11 protein-coding genes are annotated in these 16,793 nt (G+C 40.0%); 4 read left to right on the top strand and 7 right to left on the bottom strand.

What is annotated here, in order from left to right; genetic code table 11:
* Positions 1-10 precede the first annotated feature (10 nt).
* The 3 genes from J4N25_RS19310 to J4N25_RS19300 all read right to left on the bottom strand — a co-directional run bounded on the left by J4N25_RS19310 (position 11) and on the right by J4N25_RS19300 (position 5,921).
* Positions 11-4,171 carry a hybrid sensor histidine kinase/response regulator gene (locus J4N25_RS19310; RefSeq protein ID WP_207423435.1) on the bottom strand — a complete coding sequence of 1,387 codons (4,161 nt, stop codon included), beginning with the start codon at positions 4,169-4,171 and terminating at the stop codon, positions 11-13.
* Positions 4,172-4,255: 84 nt separating this feature from the next.
* On the bottom strand, positions 4,256-5,233 hold the full coding sequence (msrB, locus tag J4N25_RS19305; protein ID WP_207423434.1) for a peptide-methionine (R)-S-oxide reductase MsrB: 978 nt from the start codon (positions 5,231-5,233) through the stop codon (positions 4,256-4,258).
* 55 nt (positions 5,234-5,288) lie between these two features.
* Complete coding sequence (locus J4N25_RS19300; protein ID WP_207423433.1) at positions 5,289-5,921, bottom strand: cyclodeaminase/cyclohydrolase family protein; 633 nt, start codon at positions 5,919-5,921, stop codon at positions 5,289-5,291.
* Positions 5,922-5,991: 70 nt separating this feature from the next.
* Here J4N25_RS19300 and J4N25_RS19295 point away from each other — a divergent pair, with 70 nt between their 5' ends.
* The 4 genes from J4N25_RS19295 (at position 5,992) to J4N25_RS19280 (ending at position 11,430) form a co-directional block, all read left to right on the top strand.
* On the top strand, positions 5,992-7,308 hold the full coding sequence (locus J4N25_RS19295) for an NAD(P)/FAD-dependent oxidoreductase (protein WP_207423432.1): 1,317 nt from the start codon (positions 5,992-5,994) through the stop codon (positions 7,306-7,308).
* A 128-nt stretch (positions 7,309-7,436) separates the two neighbouring features.
* Positions 7,437-8,180 (top strand): nucleotidyltransferase, encoded by a 744-nt coding sequence (locus J4N25_RS19290; RefSeq protein ID WP_207423431.1) that lies wholly within the window; start codon positions 7,437-7,439, stop codon positions 8,178-8,180.
* Position 8,181: 1 nt separating this feature from the next.
* A complete protein-coding gene (locus J4N25_RS19285; RefSeq protein ID WP_207423430.1) occupies positions 8,182-8,916 on the top strand; it encodes a metallophosphoesterase family protein in 735 nt (244 codons plus the stop codon).
* A gap of 276 nt (positions 8,917-9,192) precedes the next feature.
* Positions 9,193-11,430, top strand: coding sequence for a penicillin-binding protein 1A (locus J4N25_RS19280; protein ID WP_207423429.1), 2,238 nt, complete (start codon positions 9,193-9,195; stop codon positions 11,428-11,430).
* A 122-nt stretch (positions 11,431-11,552) separates the two neighbouring features.
* Here the strand turns inward: J4N25_RS19280 and J4N25_RS19275 are convergent, their stop codons facing one another.
* From J4N25_RS19275 to J4N25_RS19260, 4 genes are all read right to left on the bottom strand, one after another.
* Entirely contained in the window at positions 11,553-12,878 is a 1,326-nt protein-coding gene (locus J4N25_RS19275) for a WcaI family glycosyltransferase (RefSeq protein WP_207423428.1), read from the bottom strand.
* 340 nt (positions 12,879-13,218) lie between these two features.
* Entirely contained in the window at positions 13,219-14,496 is a 1,278-nt protein-coding gene (locus J4N25_RS19270; RefSeq protein ID WP_207423427.1) for a glycosyltransferase family 2 protein, read from the bottom strand.
* The gene (locus J4N25_RS19265) at positions 14,493-15,497 is read right to left on the bottom strand and encodes a glycosyltransferase family 2 protein (RefSeq protein WP_207423426.1); all 1,005 of its coding nucleotides are present in this window, start codon (positions 15,495-15,497) and stop codon (positions 14,493-14,495) included. The genes J4N25_RS19270 and J4N25_RS19265 overlap by 4 nt, the downstream gene beginning before the upstream one ends.
* Before the next feature lie 36 nt (positions 15,498-15,533).
* Complete coding sequence (locus J4N25_RS19260) at positions 15,534-16,793, bottom strand: ABC transporter ATP-binding protein (protein WP_207423425.1); 1,260 nt, start codon at positions 16,791-16,793, stop codon at positions 15,534-15,536.

Below are 16,793 nucleotides of genomic sequence, written 5' to 3'. Positions count from 1 at the left end.
GAATTAAGATTTATGCATTAATTTTATCCGCAGACTCAATTAGAGACTTTTTTAATATCTCAATATTAATCGGCTTTGTTATATAATCGTTCATTCCTGCATTAATACATGCATCCCGGTCTTCGGCCATTGCATTTGCGGTCATAGCAACGATAACAGGTTGATGTTGGTGATTTTTTCGTATGTACCTCGTAGCTTCCAGGCCATCCATAAGGGGCATCAACATATCCATCAACACAACATCGTATTGCCTATCAGTTAACATATCTACCGCCTCTTGCCCATTATTTGCAAGCCCAGGCTCATAACCTAACTTTGTTAAGATACGCATGGCAAGTTTTTGATTAATAATATTATCTTCAACCAACAGGATATTGAGAGGAAAGCTTTCTGCAAAGTCATTGGATAAGGTGGTTGCCTTTTTCTCCTCCAGTTTTTTGGGCTGTTTCTGCTGTTTGAGCTCTGCCATAACCAACTTATACAATGGCTGTTGTTTTACTGGTTTCGTGAGCACTGAATTAAACAGGTGAGGATATTTTGATCTGGATTCGTCCCCAATCGAACTTAACAGAATGATTGGTACGTCTGGCGCCCTTCTTTTCATGGCTTCCGCAAGCTGTACTCCGTCCATTTCCGGCATCTGCATATCAGTAATAATTAGTTGAAAATCTTCTGCAGCTACTAAACTCTCCAGGGCCCGAGCCCCTGAGTCAGCAACGGTAACATCAAGCTTCCACAGCTCAAGCTGAGATTTTAGGATTGAGAGGTTAGTTTTATTATCATCTACGATCAACACCTTTTTCCCTTCATTTTCAGAAGCATTTAAAGTAACATAATGCTTTAAAGCCTGATTACCCTGCCGGGTCCGAATTGTAAAACTGAAAATAGATCCCTCGCCTTTAATGCTTTCTACACTTATCTCTCCACCCATTAACTTAACAAGTCGCTCGCAAATAGCCAGACCGAGTCCAGTACCACCGTATTTACGGGTTGTGGATGAATCAACCTGAGAAAATGCTTGAAAAAGACGAGGTAACTTGTCTTCCGGAATACCTATTCCTGAATCTTTTACATCAAACTGAAGTCTGAGATCTCCCCCATTTACATCCAATACACTAGCTCTTACAAATACCTCACCCTGATGTGTGAATTTTAATGCATTACCTACCAGGTTTATTAAAACTTGTCTAAGCCTTAAACTGTCACCTATAATTTGCGAAGGAGCTTTACTATCGATCTGATAAATCAAATCCAGGCCTTGCTCCGCAGCTTTTGTTGCAAAAAGGTCCATTACGTGTTCAACGCACTGATACAGGTTGAACCCGTGATTTTCCAGTTCCATATTTCCCGACTCAATCTTGGAGAAGTCTAGAATATCATTAATTACAGCGAGCAATGCGTCACCACTATTTTGGATAACACTTACATACTCTGCCTGCTCAGCATTCAACTTTGTATCAGATAATAAAGATGCCATACCAATTACACCATTCATTGGCGTTCTGATTTCGTGGCTCATAGTTGCGAGGAATGTACTTTTGGCCTGATTTGCTTTCTCAGCCTTCTCTCTTTCTTCCTGCAAAGCCAGATTGAAATTCCTCAACTGTTCTGTTTGTTCCTGCAACTCTTTTGACTGCTTTACAACCTCATTAGTCCGTTCCTGAACCAGTTTCTCAAGTTCCGCCTTCTGTTGGTTCATTTTAAATACTCGATAAAAATAAAAGAAGATTGCTCCGCCTACTATAATTATTGCACTCACAGAAATAAACCACCAGGTACGCCAGAACGGAGGAACGATCACTACCTTTATAGATGCACCTTCCTCATTCCAAACACCATCGTTATTAGTTGCCCTTACTCTAAAAGTATACTCACCTGGAGGGATATTAGTATATGCAGCGTTTCTGGAAGTCCCGGCTTCAACCCAATCTTTGTCAAAACCGTCCAACTTATAAGCGTAATGGTTCTCTTTAGTTCGGGAGAAATTAAGCGCGACAAAATCAAAAGAGAACTCAGTTTGATCGTAATTTAACCGGATCTCGCGTGCCTCGTTTATAACCTCCTTCAATGGTGACCGCTCGCCCGGGATCACAGATTTGTTGCCAGTTTTAAAATCAGTAATAAAAACTGTAGGAAGTTTTTGATTTATTTTAAGTTTCTCGGGATGAAAAATATTGAAACCGTTTAGTCCTGCAAACACAAACTCCCCGCTCTTCAGCTTATAATAAGCTCTAGACAGTAATTCGTTATCATCGAACCCATTATTAAGATTATAATTCCTGAACCTCCGATTTTTTAAATCAAACTGAGACAAGCCCTTATTCGTACTTAGCCATAAAAATCCTTTTCGATCCTCTAAAATACCATTGATAAAATGGTTGGCAAGTCCGTCCTTTTCTGAAAATCGTGTAAACGTATTATTATCGTGCAAAAGATTTAAGCCAGCCTGCGTACCGACCCAAAAATTACCACGACTATCTTCGAGGATATTAGAAATAAAATTATCGCTTATGCTTTTAGGATTTTTACTATCGTGCCTATACTCCCTATATGTACCCTTTTTAATATTAATTTTAACCAAACCATGCAAACTTGAGCCGAGCCAGATATTATCCTTGCGGTCAATATAAAAACAGGTTATTCCTAAATAAGGTATATTTTTACCCTTCCAATAAATTCTGTGAAAAAGGTTATCCCTGTTGTCCAACTTCATCACGCCACTACTGAAAGAACCTATATAAAGATCACCCTCAGAGTCCTCACGAATAAACCAGACATCACGTATACTATATGTTTTTTTTGTCTGGTCGTCTATACCCTTATAGATATTAAAAAGGTTTTTCTCAATATCCACTTTTATAGGACCTTGTTCAAAGGTCCCCAACCACAACTCGTTATTTCTGTCAAATAACATAGAAGTAACTGTTCCCAATGTCCGCCCAGTTTTATCATTAAGAAAATGCCGAAAGCTTTTTTGTGAGGGATTGAATACATCGAATCCTTCGCGTAATCCCAAAAAGATCTCTCCTTGTTTACTCTGGGTTACACTAAAAACTTCTCTCCCGCCTAAGCCTTCCGGCTTTCCTGGGTTATAACTGTATCGGGGGAACTTGGATTGTCCTGCCTCCTTTATTGACAATCCAGCAATGCTCCCAACCCAAATATTGTCCGATCTATCAACATAAATTGTGTTCAAACCGTTATCCAACAATGAATTTTCATCAAATGGATCATTGGTATAATTAGCAAAAGTGTTGTTACTTTTGTCAAAGACACTAACTCCCATGTTAGTCGCTATCCAGAGTTTTCCGTCTTTCGGTTGGCAAATTTTGGGAACATAGTCACCTAAAATAGAATTAGTGTTAGTTTCCTGATGTTTGTAATGCTCGAAGGTATTGGTCCTCTTCAAAAAATGATTTAATCCACCAAATGCTGTTCCGACCCAAACTTCTCCTTCTCTGTCTACAAAAATAGTTCTTATAGCATCAACACTTAAACTTGAAGAATTTGCTGAATGCGTATAAGTGGTAAAGTTCCTTCTCTGCTGGTCTACTATTGTAAGGCCGTGTTCTGTCCCCACCCATAAATTCCCTTCCTTATCCTCTGCTAAAGCGCGGATAATATGACTTACCAACCCTTTCCTTCCTGATCTCGAATCAAAGACGACCTTAAACTTTCTAGTTTTCCTATCAAAAATATTAAGACCGGCATCTTCGGTCCCAACATATAACACGCCTTTATGGTCCTCGAAAAAGCAAGTTACTCTGTTTGAGCTTATACTGCCCGAAACTTTTGGATCGTGCTTGTAAATAGTAAAAGTATCCTGTTTCGCATCGAAAACATTAACACCTCCGTTATCTGTACCCACATACATTACACCTTGCTTATCTACAAAGGTGGTGATAATGTTACTTCCGCTAAGACTACCCTTTACCTTTGAGTTGCTCCTGTAAATCTTGAAGTGATAACCATCGTATTTATTGAGGCCGTCTCCCGTACCAATCCATATGAAGCCCTTTGGGTCACGAATAACATTTCTAATAAAACTTTGAGAAAGTCCCTCCCGACTTGTTTTCCTCGTAAATTTAACAGCAGTTTGAGCATTAAGCTGAAATTCAAAAGCTAACAAAAGAGCAAACAAAAAAATAGTAAGATACCTATATCTAATCATCAGCCTTATTCAAGTAAGCGCATTTTACGTAAACTCAGGATGAAATGTTCGGAAACCTTACAATGGATTTAGGGAATTAAGCAGCTATAAACCAGATTTTTTAAGCTTCTCCGGATGCATTGCGCGCAACTTTTCCAGCTTCGGTTGAATAATATTGCAGCAATAAGGCGCGTCAGGATTATTTAAAAAATAATTATGATGCTTCTCCTCTGCAGGGTAAAATGCTTTATAGAGCGCGATTTCTGTAAAGATCTTTCTTCCGGATAATACTTCTATTTCCTCTTTAACCTTTTCCGCAGCTTGCTTTTGGTCGTTATTATAGAATAATATAATCGATCGATACTGGGTATAATTCCCATCTTCCGGATCAAGCAGGCTGGCATCGTGAATAGAGAAAAAGATCTTTATAAGCGCTTCATACGAAATAGCAACAGGATCGAATTTTACCCTGAGCATTTCTGCATGTCCGGTTAAACCACTAGACACTTCCTTATATGTTGGATTAAAGCCTTTCCCTCCACTATATCCTGGTTCCACAGAAATTACACCTTCTACCTGCTGCACCAAGGCCTCTAGACACCAGAAACACCCTCCTCCAAAAACAGCTAGCTGCATTTTATCATCAATTCTTGTAATGCTTTCCGAGTTGATACAATACCGGATACCTGAAGGTTCTGGTCCGTCGGGAAATACATGACCGAGATGTGCGTCGCAGATATTGCACATCACCTCTATCCTCTTCATGCCGTGCCCCATATCCAATTGATATTTCAATGCCGACTTCTGTATCGGCTGAGTAAAACTTGGCCAACCGGAAAGAGAGTTGTATTTATCCACTGAATCAAAGAGTAAGGACCGACAACATACGCACGCATATTGTCCCGGTTCGTAAGACCTGCAATACATCCCGGAGTATGGTTTTTCGGTGCCCTTAAGTCGCGTGATCCGGAATTGCTCCTCCGTTAGTAGCATCCGCCACTCCTCGTCTGATTTCTCAATGCGTTTAACCGGTTCTGGATTTCCATATTTTGAATACTTGATTACATCTATCCAACGAAGCATATATTCTCTACTACTGATTTAATTACTAAGATCTAGAATTTCTGAGTTAAGTAGCCTACAGGCAGGCATCGATCCTCTTGGAAATGATATCAATTTCAGGGGATACCTTTTGTATTAAAGAGGACCTTAAATCCTCAAATAATTTGATATCGCCTTCTTTCAAACTGCTCATGTTACTACTAGCGAGTGCTAAAATTGCATTAAAAGAAGCATGCAATAGAAGGACTCCAGCCTTGACATCACTAATTACGCTTTCATGGCAAAGTCTAACACAATCACTTGTTGCCGAAAAAGACTCTCCCACTAAAGAGGCCACCTTGAGAGGTGACTTAGTTGCATGAACTAATGCTCTGTATTTCAACTTATCTTCCCTTTCATCTACTGCTTTAAGGAAACGGTATTGGTTAAATAATTCAAGATCACCGTCGGCCGCTTTAATCAAATGCTTCTTAATTTTTTTGAGAACGGAGATCTTATCCTTCAGCAGGTTTTTTTCAGCCAAATCTTTATTTTTTCTAGCAGATATCTCCAGAGGCATTATTAACAGGGTAATGGCAAGACCTGCAATCGTAGTCACAACACATCCTCCCGTAATTTCTGGAGCACTCTTGGTTGTTGCATCGGAAAACTGCTTCAGGGCCATTTTCCAAACGCTGCCATTTATGTTTTGGTTTCTTTTACCGGTCATTATCTCGCTTATTGAATCCTTCTTCTTCAACAATTACGCCTATTATCCTGTTGTGGTAAAAAAAGAAAGAATGATTGAAATTTCAGGTATAACACATTCTGACAATCCAAGGGTAGTAGTAATCGGAGGCGGGTTTGGAGGCCTTGAGCTTGTGAAATCTTTGGCGAAAGCTCCTGTACAAGTTGTACTACTAGATAAACACAATTACCATACGTTCCAGCCTCTTCTTTATCAGGTTGCTACTTCAGCCCTAGATTCTGCAAATATCATTCATCCATTCAGAAAAATCCTGGAAGACCAGAAAAACTTCTATTTCCGCTTAACCGAAGTACTTAGGATTGATCCTGATAAACAGGAGGTTGTTACCAAAATAGGCCATTTACATTATGATTTTCTGGTGATCGCTACCGGTGCCGCTACTAACTATTTCGGCGACGAAGTAATGGAAAAGAACGCCATTGCAATAAAAAGCATTGACGATGCGCTCGAGCTTCGAAACACAATTCTTTGTAATCTCGAAAATGCACTACAAGCTGGAGACGAAGAAAAACTCAATACTCTGATGGATTTTGTTATTGTGGGCGGTGGGCCTACAGGAGTTGAACTAGCAGGTGCGTTGAGCGAGCTAAGGAAGCACGTTTTCCCGAAAGACTATAGAGAACTGAATATCAAGAAAATGGACATCAACCTTATCCAAAGCGGAGATCAACTGCTGAAAGGTATGTCTGCAGGTGCTTCTAAAAAATCATTGGAATATCTGGAGCGCTATGGCGTGAAAGTTTGGTTAAACCGAAGGGTAAAATCGTATGATGGCACTAAGGTAACGCTTGATTCAGGCGAGGAAATAAAAACTTACACACTTATTTGGTCGGCAGGAGTAGTGGGAGCACCTGTAAATGGATTGAATCCCGAAGTTATGTTAAAGGGGGGAAGGATCGCTGTAGATGAAGTAAATCGGGTTAAAGGTTACAATAACATCTTTGCTATTGGCGATGTAGCAGCTATGATATCGGAAGAATTCCCCTACGGCCATCCAATGGTTGCGCAGCCGGCAATGCAGCAAGGACGTCTTTTAGGAAAAAACTTGCTCCGGCTTTTAAAGGATGAAAACTTGAAACCATTTAAGTATGATGACAAAGGTTCAATGGCAACTATTGGGCGTAACCACGCCGTAGCTGATCTGAAACTATTTGGGAAAGAATATAAAACACAAGGTTTCTTTGCATGGCTTATATGGATGTTCATTCACCTTATCTCAATAATTAGCTTTAGGAGTCGCCTAATTGTCTTACTGCAATGGATGTTCAGTTATTTCAGTTACGATAAGGGTGTGCGGCTTATTTTGGGTAAAAAAAAGGATCACGGCGGTTTCTCAGGCGAAAAGTAAAACTGACCATTATTTTATGCCATTCCAGTGGATTTCCGTTCGTCCAGCCCTCTAGCAGTCTTCCTGATGATCAAACAGAATGAACAAAAACGAGTTATTAACTGACACGAAACGAACGAGAATTAAATATGATAGAAACTGAAGAACAAAGACGGGAAGCGAACGAGTTTTATAGAGAGGCTTTAGAATTACTTCATGAAAGTGGTTCTAATTTTATGTTAGGCGGCGCTTTCGCCTTGTTTAAATATACAGGCCTATATCGCGACACAAAAGACCTTGACGTTTTTTGTAAACCGAGCGAATATCCGAAGATTATGAAGCACTTTGCTTCTAAAGGGTATACTACTGAGCTTACTGATGTACGTTGGCTGGCCAAAGTCTTTAAAGGAGATTACTTTATTGATATAATTTTTGATACTGTTAATAACATTTGTACTGTAGACGACACTTGGTACGAGCATGCCACAGAGGGCGAATTTGCTGGGGTGCCAGTAAAATTTCTTCCTGCAGAGGAACTGATTTGGTGCAAAATTTACGTACAAAATCGCGAACGCTTTGACGGGGCAGATATAAATCACGTGCTGCTCAAGCATGGAAAGAACATTGATTGGAAAAGGCTTCTTTTCCGCCTAGACCAGCATTGGCATCTGTTATTAGCTCAACTTCTGATGTTTCAGTTCGTCTATCCTGCTGACTACCATGACATTATTCCAAAATGGCTTTTCGATGAATTGATGGAACGCGCGAAAGAGCAGTATGATCTTCCTCCTGCACTTGAAAAAGTTTGCAGAGGCCCAGTTATTGACCAGACACAGTACCAAGTGGACATCAAAGAATGGAATTACAAAGTTAGTACGATTAAAACTACCTGATATGGAAGAATCAACAACAGTTCGTGTTGCTGCTGTGGGCGACATCCATGTGCGCGAAACGGATAAGGGCCGTTGGTCCGAATTTTTTAAAAAAGTATCTAACCAGGCCGATGTATTAATAATTGCCGGAGACCTTACAGACACCGGAGATGAAGGAGAGGCTCAGGTACTTGCAGAGGAATTAAAAGCATGTACTATTCCAGTACTCGGAGTACTGGGGAACCACGATTATGAAAAGGGACGGCACAAACTCATCAGACAAATCTTACAAAGCAATGGAATGCATATTTTGGATGGAGAAGCTTTAGTGATCAAGGGTGTTGGGTTTGCTGGTGTCAAAGGATTTGGTGGAGGCTTCGGAAAACATATGTTATCTATGTTTGGGGAAGGAGCCATGAAAGCATTTGTTCAGGAAGCAGTAGATGAAGCTCTCCATCTTGATAGGGCTTTGGCGAGGCTCGACCAAGAGCACGAGAATATCAAAAAAATTGCCATCATCCACTATGCTCCCATCCAGGCAACTGTTGTAGGTGAGCCGGAACAGATCTATCCTTTTTTAGGCTCATCGAGACTCGCTGAACCTCTGAGCCGAAGAAATGTTGTTGCAGCATTTCATGGGCACGCTCATGTGGGAACCTTGGAAGGGGACGTAGATGGAGTTAAGGTGTTTAATGTAGCTAAGCCGATCTTACATAAGGCAGGCTATGATGATGGTTTCTTTATCTTTGAGCTATAAGAACTCTGCTTTATTTGCAAAGACACAGCATTAATCTCGGACCGCTGCGTCTTTGCTCAATTTTTTGTTTTCCTATTTTTTATTTTGAAGAAAATTATCAGGCGTAAAAGCAAGTCCAAGGCCGCACTTTCTTTCCTAAATCGGCTTTCCAGTAAGCTAAAGGGAATACTTGGAACCAAACATTATACCCGGCATTCCAGAAATGAGGTTCATAGAGCCCCAAGTCACTATTCATCTGTTACCTTCAAAAAAATTGGAAGAATTGCAGGAATATTCATGCTAACTCTTCTCATTGGCTTTTTCACTTTATTTCTTGCGGTATTACTGGGCGTATTCGGAAGTATTCCATCCACTCATGAACTTAGTATGTTGCAGACGAGCGCACCCTCGGTGGTATATTCAGCAGACGGAGTGCTTTTGGGAAGATTTTATAAACAAGATCGCACTAACATAACCTACAACCAAATTTCCGAGAATGTAATAGGTGCCCTAGTAGCAACCGAAGATTCACGCTTTTACAAGCATAGTGGAATTGATTCAAGAAGTATGCTTCGAGTTGTCTTTAAGACCTTGTTATTGCAACAAGAAAGTTCAGGAGGTGGCAGTACTATTACCCAACAACTTGCTAAAAACCTCTACCCTCGCCAGCGTTATTCTTTTCTAAGCACTCCCATCAATAAGTTAAAGGAAATGATAATCGCTAACAGATTTGAGGATGTATATTCCAAAGAACAAATCCTTGAGCTCTATTTAAACACTGTACCCATGGGAGGTAATATTTTCGGAATAGAGCGGGCGGCACAACGTTTTTTTGACACTTCGGCAAAGAAAATAAAAATAGAGCAAGCTGCTGTACTTGTCGGGATGCTTAAAGCTACCACGACTTATAATCCGAAACTTCATCCTGAAAGAGCAAAACAAAGACGAAACGTAGTACTAAACCAGATGGTTAAGTACCGTGTTCTTGAAAAAAACAAGGCCGACTCGTTAAAAGCCTTACCTCTGACATTAAACTATAACAATCGGAATGAGTATGTTGAACTAGGCCCATACTTCAAAGAATTCCTACGCCCTCAATTGGAAGAATTCTGTAAAAGCCAAATGAAAGAAAATGGGGAGTCGTACGATTTATACTCAGACGGCCTAAAAATTTATACTACGATAGATTCGCGTATACAAAAAGCGGCAGAGAAAGCAGTTAATAGCCGGCTAAGAGTGCTTCAGGAAGAATTTGACAATCATTGGCGTGGCAGAAGTCCATGGGGAAGGAACACTGAGCTAATTGATAAGGCTGTACAAAGATCCCCTCGATATAAACAACTGCAGGAAGAAGGCTTGTCTGAAGACGAAATAAAGGAAGAATTCAGAAAAAAAGTAAATATTGAATTATATACAGGATGGGGAACAAGGAAGGTAAAAATAAGTCCCTTAGATTCTATAAGATACTACCAGAAAATGCTCAACACAGGATTATTGTCCATGGATCCTAGAACGGGGTTCATAAAAGCATGGGTAGGGGGAATAAATTACAATACATTTAAATATGACCACGTTTTATCAAGGCGACAAGTAGGTTCAACCTTCAAACCTTTCGTGTATGCAGCAGCTCTTCAAAACGGAATTGAACCCTGTGAGTATTTTCAAAATACGCGAATCACTTACCCTGGGTATGAAAATTGGTCGCCGCAAAACTCAGATGGGCAATACGGAGGAGAGTACAGTATGCGAGGAGCTCTTGCGCATTCGATTAATACAATCTCGGCGCAAATATTAATGCGAACAGGCATCCAAGCTACCATTCAATTTGCTCGTCAACTTGGAATAAAAAGCACGATTCCTGCAGTTCCGTCCATTGCTTTGGGCACAGCAAACCTTTCACTTTTTGAGATGGTACCTGCCTATTCAACCTTTCTAAATAATGGAAGAATGCAGGCGCCCGTGTATCTGTTGAGGATTACAGACAGGATTGGAAAGCCGCTAAAAAGCTTTGTTCCTACCGAACCAAAATTCGCGTTCTCTGCCTATAACGCGCGGACGATGCTTGAACTTTTAAAGGGTGTAGTTGAGGAAGGAACAGCTTCACGATTGAAAAGTGAGTACGGGCTCACAATGGATATCGCCGGGAAGACTGGAACAACTCAAAACCACGCGGATGGGTGGTTCATTGGAATAACACCGGAGCTTGTTACTGGCGTTTGGGTTGGAGGAGAAAGTCCCCTTATACGCTTTAGGACTTTGAACTTAGGTCAGGGTGGGCATACAGCATTACCTGTTTGGGGAGAGTTTATGAAAAATATAACAAGACAGGCAGCTTTTCAGCTCTACAATTACTCAAACTTTGATCCTTTAAGTTCAGAGCTTCAAAATAGGCTTTCATGTCCTTCTGTCAAATATGAAGAACCTGAAGTACCTGTCATTGAGGAGAAAAAAGAGTCTTTCTTCAACCGCTTATTCAAAAACAAGAACAAGAATAAAAAAGGCAAGAAAAAGGGATGGAAATTATTTAATTGGTAAAGAAGAGGCTTGTCTTAAAAAAAGATACCCGAAATATGGATTAAAGAGATGTCTACCACTACATCAATCTAACCATAAGTCGGGATCTTTTTACACTTATAAATGATTACACAGCTGCGTTTTTAATTCTGAAGTGTTTCCACTCCAGCTAGTTCGTAATCCAAAACTGGCGTAGGAACCAATTCTGTTCTACGGTTTCCAATTCCAACTTCATATAAGAAATTCTCAATGATCGATTCCTTTCTAAGATATTTTGAGGCATATACAAGGGCGTTCTTCTTATACTCATCTACGAGATCAGAGTCGGTACAGGCATCAGAGATAGCGGTCCACAAAGCGTTTGTACATTCAGGCTTTATCACCATTCCCATATTATTGCCTGCTACAATTTGATGCAGAGATGTCTCTTCAGCGGCTGTAACAATGCAAAGCCCTCCTACTGCAAGAATATTGGTAAGCTTAGACGGCAGCAGCAAATTGCTAGCCTTGTCTTTTTGTATTACCAGATGTATGAACGCGAAATTCAACAATTCATTGAACACATCAAGTTCTTGTAATCCAATGAACATGAGGTTATTCAAATCTTGTTTACTAGCCTTTTCCTTTAATACGTTTGCATAAGGGCCAGACCCTGCAATGACAAAGAAAACGTCAGGCAAGGCTTCTTTTGCATTTTGAGCCATGTCAAGAATTACCTCCAGCCCCTGCTTTTCACCTACTGCTCCCGAGTAGAAGACCAATCGTTTGTCGACCGGTATGTTTAGTTTTTTAATAACCGAAAGGTTCGGCTTTTTAGCTTTAATCATGCTAAAATCGACCCAGTTGGGAAATATGTATTGTCTTTGTAAACGACAATCTTTCTCTGCTATTCGCTTCTGCATCCCATCCGAAATAGTAGTAACCCAGTCTGCATGATCAAGGATAGATCGTTCCAAATACTTCATTATTTTAAGAAGACTATTACTCTTAATCATTCCTAATTCTTCTGCGGCATCAATCTGTAAATCCTGTATATGATAAACGAACTTAGTCTTTCGATAGAAAAATCGATATAAGCCACCTAAGAAACCTGACAAGAAAGAAGGCGAAGCGACAAACAACATCTCATATTGTTTACAGAATATCATTTTTTGAACCAGAACAAAAAAGGCTGTGATAAAAAATGTGAGGTCTTGCAGCATTCTCTTTAAACCTGTCATTTTCGCCGGTACGTACAAAGGACATCGCGTTATGTTAACACCGTCGACAGTTTGATTAGTATAAAACCAATTACCATATCCGTCAAACACTTTCCAATTAGGGTAATAGGGGAATCCAGTAATCACATCTACGTTGAAATCGTTCTGGCTGAGGTAAAACCCAAGTTCACCGGTATACTTTCCGATACCAGTTGGTTCGGGATGAAAGTTGATTCCGATAATCAGAACAGATGATTTTTTCGTCTTCATAGCTTAGAATATTGAGAGTAAAAGAATTCTGGAAAACCAGAGAAAATGGCATGGCTATGCCAGGAAAAGTTAAAACAATACTTCTCCAGGACACCCTAGTTAGGCGTCAGCCAAGATCTCAGGAAATTAGCAGCTTGATCAACACCACCCTAGAAGACTATCATTTCGCAGAGCGAAAATTAACCTGAAAGGGAACCCGGAGACATAATTCTTGACCTGATTGGAATGCCGTGGTAGAAGCATTATCAATTTGGAAATTGACAAGAGGATTAGTCCGGATAAAGTTTGTGGTAGCTTGATGTTGACTAGAAACTGGAAGGACTTATTTTAATGTAAGTTCTTAGTTATTAGGATTGATTGCAGGAATATTCCTGCATTTATTAAAAAACTTAACACCGGATATTACGCCTTTTATTTCACTTCTTAATGTTTTATACCTGGAAGTATAATTTGGAAAACCATGTTTTAGAAGTGATAGGTAATACCTGGGCAGATCGATATATAAATATTTTTTGTAACCGACTTCCTTATGATAACTCTGCTGGATCAGCGCAGCAGCCACATGACCTCGCATGTAATTATAGAGCTGTTTATGTAGTGCGCTTATTTCCCTTCGATGTTCATGGAACACTACAACTCTTGGACAGTATCGGATTTTGAAGCCTTTTAGTAAAATACGGTACCAAATTTCCGAATCTCCACTACATCCAGCTGCTCCAACATCTAATCTTTCATCAAAATAATTAACGCGGTCGAGTACTTCTTTTTTGAATGCCATATTAGCACCCGCCCCTATCTCCCAAACACGCGGTACCCGACCTTTTATGCTAACAAACGACTTATCAAAGTTAATATCTTTATATCCTCGGTTAAAGCTCCAGAACCTCTCAAAGATTTGCTGACTTTCGGTTTCCAAAGAAGAGGCAATAACCAACCCGGTAAGAGCGTCGATGTCTTCTTTTTCAAATTCCAGCCATGTTTGATACACCCACAGCGGGTGCACTTTAACATCGTCATCTGTATACAATACAATTGACCCTCTCGCTGTTTTAGCACCTGTGTTTCTTGCTATATCCAGTCCCGCACGTGGCTCTCGAACGTATTTTAGGCCTGCGCGCTTTAAGCCCAACACTACTTGTTCCGTACTGTCATCCGAAGGAGCGTTGTCTACAACAATTACCTCCCTTGGTAAATATTCCTGGGAATAAATATGGTATAAACAGTCTTTTAACGAAGTGCTTCTATTACGGGTGCAAATCACTACCGATACGTCGAGTTTGCCTTGCTCTTTTAAAACTGTCAATTCGCCAAATACTTTTTCCATCAGGTTGAAGAACAGTAATTTCTTCTCAAGGAAGAATAATAGTCTAAGCTCCTCCAATATAGAACTTGTATTCGTATACCTTTTTAAAGAGGGTTGAATTGCCTCCCAAATTTTCGATTTCAAAGCAATCTTATCATATCCCCTTTTTGTCTCAAATACAAAATCTCCCAGAGGAATATTCTTCCACCAAAACACGCAGTAGTAATTGTACAGATTTAATTGGGATAATTCGAATTGAAAACCGGTTACCTCTAATTGAAAATGATGAACGATCGTAGATATACCTTCTATCATAGGATTGATTGCAACTTACTAACAACAGAATACAGTTGTACTTTAACCATTAGCTTGCTAAGCTTTATAAATAATGGAAAATCAAGATAAGTATTGGTGATCTCCTTTAACTGCGACTTCACCATCTTGGAATTCCGGCTGAAATGCCATTGCTTGTGGGCTTCGTCCGTTGCCCAATAGATATAGTTCCTTCTTGCTATTCTATTTACCTTAAGCTGCTTTCGGGGAGGAACATAGCTACTAATGGTATTGATAACCTTAGTAATATCCTGAATATTCTTTCCCGTTAAGAAACTTTGACTGGAAATAGAAGTATTATGCTCCCGGTACTCGGCAAGAAAATCAGGAGTATAAGCTGTTGGATAATGTTTCGCTATTCGGCTCCACATTTCCCAGTCCTCTCCATATGTTACACCATAAAAAGCGCCAAGGTGTTCATATACTTCCCGCTTTACTGTAATCGTAACATATTGTAGGCGTACGCCAACGGCAAGTTCATCAAGCCAGTTTTTCAAAATGCAGTCTCGATTGGCTTCTATTCTCGAGTATTTTGACAAATCGCCATTTTTATCGATATAACTCCATGCACAAAAAGCTGCACCAGCATTAGGAAAACGGTCAAACAGTGATTCCATTTTTCTGTAATAACCATACTTTATGCGGTCATCCCCATGCAAAAGGTGAATATACCTACCTCTAGCTCTGTTTATACACGTCTCGAAATTGCGTAAGCTCCCTACATTGCATTCCTGCCTGAAATAACCCACTCTCCCCTTGCCAATTTTCAGAACTAAGGCTTCAACATTTTCATCGGTACTGCAATCGTCAATTACTTCGATCTGCATCTTATCGGGTCCGGGATCCTGTTGAAGTACACTTTCGATAGCTTCAGGGAGGTATTTAGAGCAATTAAATGCAGGTATCATTACTGACCAAAGCGGTCTTTCTATATCCCCGGGAAGCGTTTTTATTTTAGGAGGAGCAGATGGAATTCTTTGCATTAAACTGGATTTCTTATGAGTTTTTATTTGTTTCTGTCAGGCAACTTTGTTTAAGATAAGCTTGAAATCAGGCCTTACTATGCCCCACCATTTGTAATAGAACTCGGTTTCTTCCCGGTAATCGGCCACATCAAAAATCAAACATTCATTATAGCAATATATTTCTTCTGTACCGTTTCGTGCGAAATAAAGACAGATAAAATATGATCCATCATTTAAAAAGTTACCAGGAATTGTGCATTCGGCCTCAAACATGCCGGCATCAAAATCTCCAGCTTTCGATGGCACATTAAATATGCACTCCCCCGCACTGCCAAACAACAAAACGCTGGCAGTTAAATGTATTCCATTATTAAGATTATAAAATTTAAACTTCACCGTTAGCTCGGTACGAATATCTATCTGATCTAAAGGATTTGATAACTTTGGGATCAACTCCACATTCAGCACCCGGATATGTTCATTACCGGGAGCGAGAGCTATTGATTCATACTCGTGTTTCCAGGCGTTTTTCTGCTGAGTCCTCAAATAACTATTAATAACAGTTTTCACTTCACCAGCAGCTACCGAACGTCCCTTTTCTAACCAAAGAGCTTTTGAACAAAGACTTTGAATGGCCTGTAAATTATGGCTCACAAAAATAACTGTACGACCATCTTCAGAAGATGCTTCCTTCATCTTACCAAGACACTTCTTTTGAAACTCTACATCACCTACCGCCAGCACTTCATCTACAATAAGAATATCTGGTTCAAGATGTGCAGCAACAGCGAAGGCTAAACGTACATACATTCCAGATGAATAACGCTTAACCGGAGTGTCTATAAACTCCTCAACACCTGAAAACTCTACAATCTCATCGAACTTTCGCTGAATTTCCCAACGTTTCATCCCAAGCATGTTTCCGTTTATGAAAATATTTTCACGGCCTGTAAGTTCCTGGTGAAAGCCTGTCCCCACTTCAAGTAAACTGCTCAATCTCCCTCGCCCCCTTAACACACCAGTTGTAGGTCGGATTATACGAGAAAGAATCTTTAGTAAAGTAGATTTTCCAGCACCATTCCCTCCTATAATTCCCCAGGTTTCGCCTCGTTTGACTTCGAAATTCACATCCCTCAGTGCCCAGAATTGTTTCTTAGGGTTATTCTTATTCACGTCTTTGAAAAAGTCTGTTTCCCTTTTCAACACCTTTGTTTGCCAGAATAATTGTAGTTCTTGCCGCAGGGATCCGGAATCGATAGATCCAAGATTGTAACTTTTAGATACATTCTCGGCTTGCAAAATAATTTCAGACAT

This window comes from Desertivirga brevis, assembly GCF_017355835.1.
Note: the sequence above shows the minus strand (reverse complement) of the source record. Positions and strands in the feature narration are given on the sequence as shown.

Excerpts from the sequence above, each read along its gene's own strand:
- J4N25_RS19265 (WP_207423426.1), bottom strand. The coding sequence starts at position 15,497 with ATGCAAAGAATTCCATCTGCTCCTCCTAAAATAAAAACGCTTCCCGGG.
- J4N25_RS19260 (WP_207423425.1), bottom strand. The coding sequence starts at position 16,793 with ATGTCTGAAATTATTTTGCAAGCCGAGAATGTATCTAAAAGTTACAAT.
- J4N25_RS19295 (WP_207423432.1), top strand. The coding sequence starts at position 5,992 with ATGATTGAAATTTCAGGTATAACACATTCTGACAATCCAAGGGTAGTA.
- J4N25_RS19285 (WP_207423430.1), top strand. The coding sequence starts at position 8,182 with ATGGAAGAATCAACAACAGTTCGTGTTGCTGCTGTGGGCGACATCCAT.
- J4N25_RS19280 (WP_207423429.1), top strand. The coding sequence starts at position 9,193 with ATGCTAACTCTTCTCATTGGCTTTTTCACTTTATTTCTTGCGGTATTA.
- J4N25_RS19310 (WP_207423435.1), bottom strand. The coding sequence starts at position 4,171 with ATGATTAGATATAGGTATCTTACTATTTTTTTGTTTGCTCTTTTGTTA.
- J4N25_RS19270 (WP_207423427.1), bottom strand. The coding sequence starts at position 14,496 with ATGATAGAAGGTATATCTACGATCGTTCATCATTTTCAATTAGAGGTA.
- J4N25_RS19300 (WP_207423433.1), bottom strand. The coding sequence starts at position 5,921 with ATGACCGGTAAAAGAAACCAAAACATAAATGGCAGCGTTTGGAAAATG.
- msrB (WP_207423434.1), bottom strand. The coding sequence starts at position 5,233 with ATGCTTCGTTGGATAGATGTAATCAAGTATTCAAAATATGGAAATCCA.
- J4N25_RS19290 (WP_207423431.1), top strand. The coding sequence starts at position 7,437 with ATGATAGAAACTGAAGAACAAAGACGGGAAGCGAACGAGTTTTATAGA.
- J4N25_RS19275 (WP_207423428.1), bottom strand. The coding sequence starts at position 12,878 with ATGAAGACGAAAAAATCATCTGTTCTGATTATCGGAATCAACTTTCAT.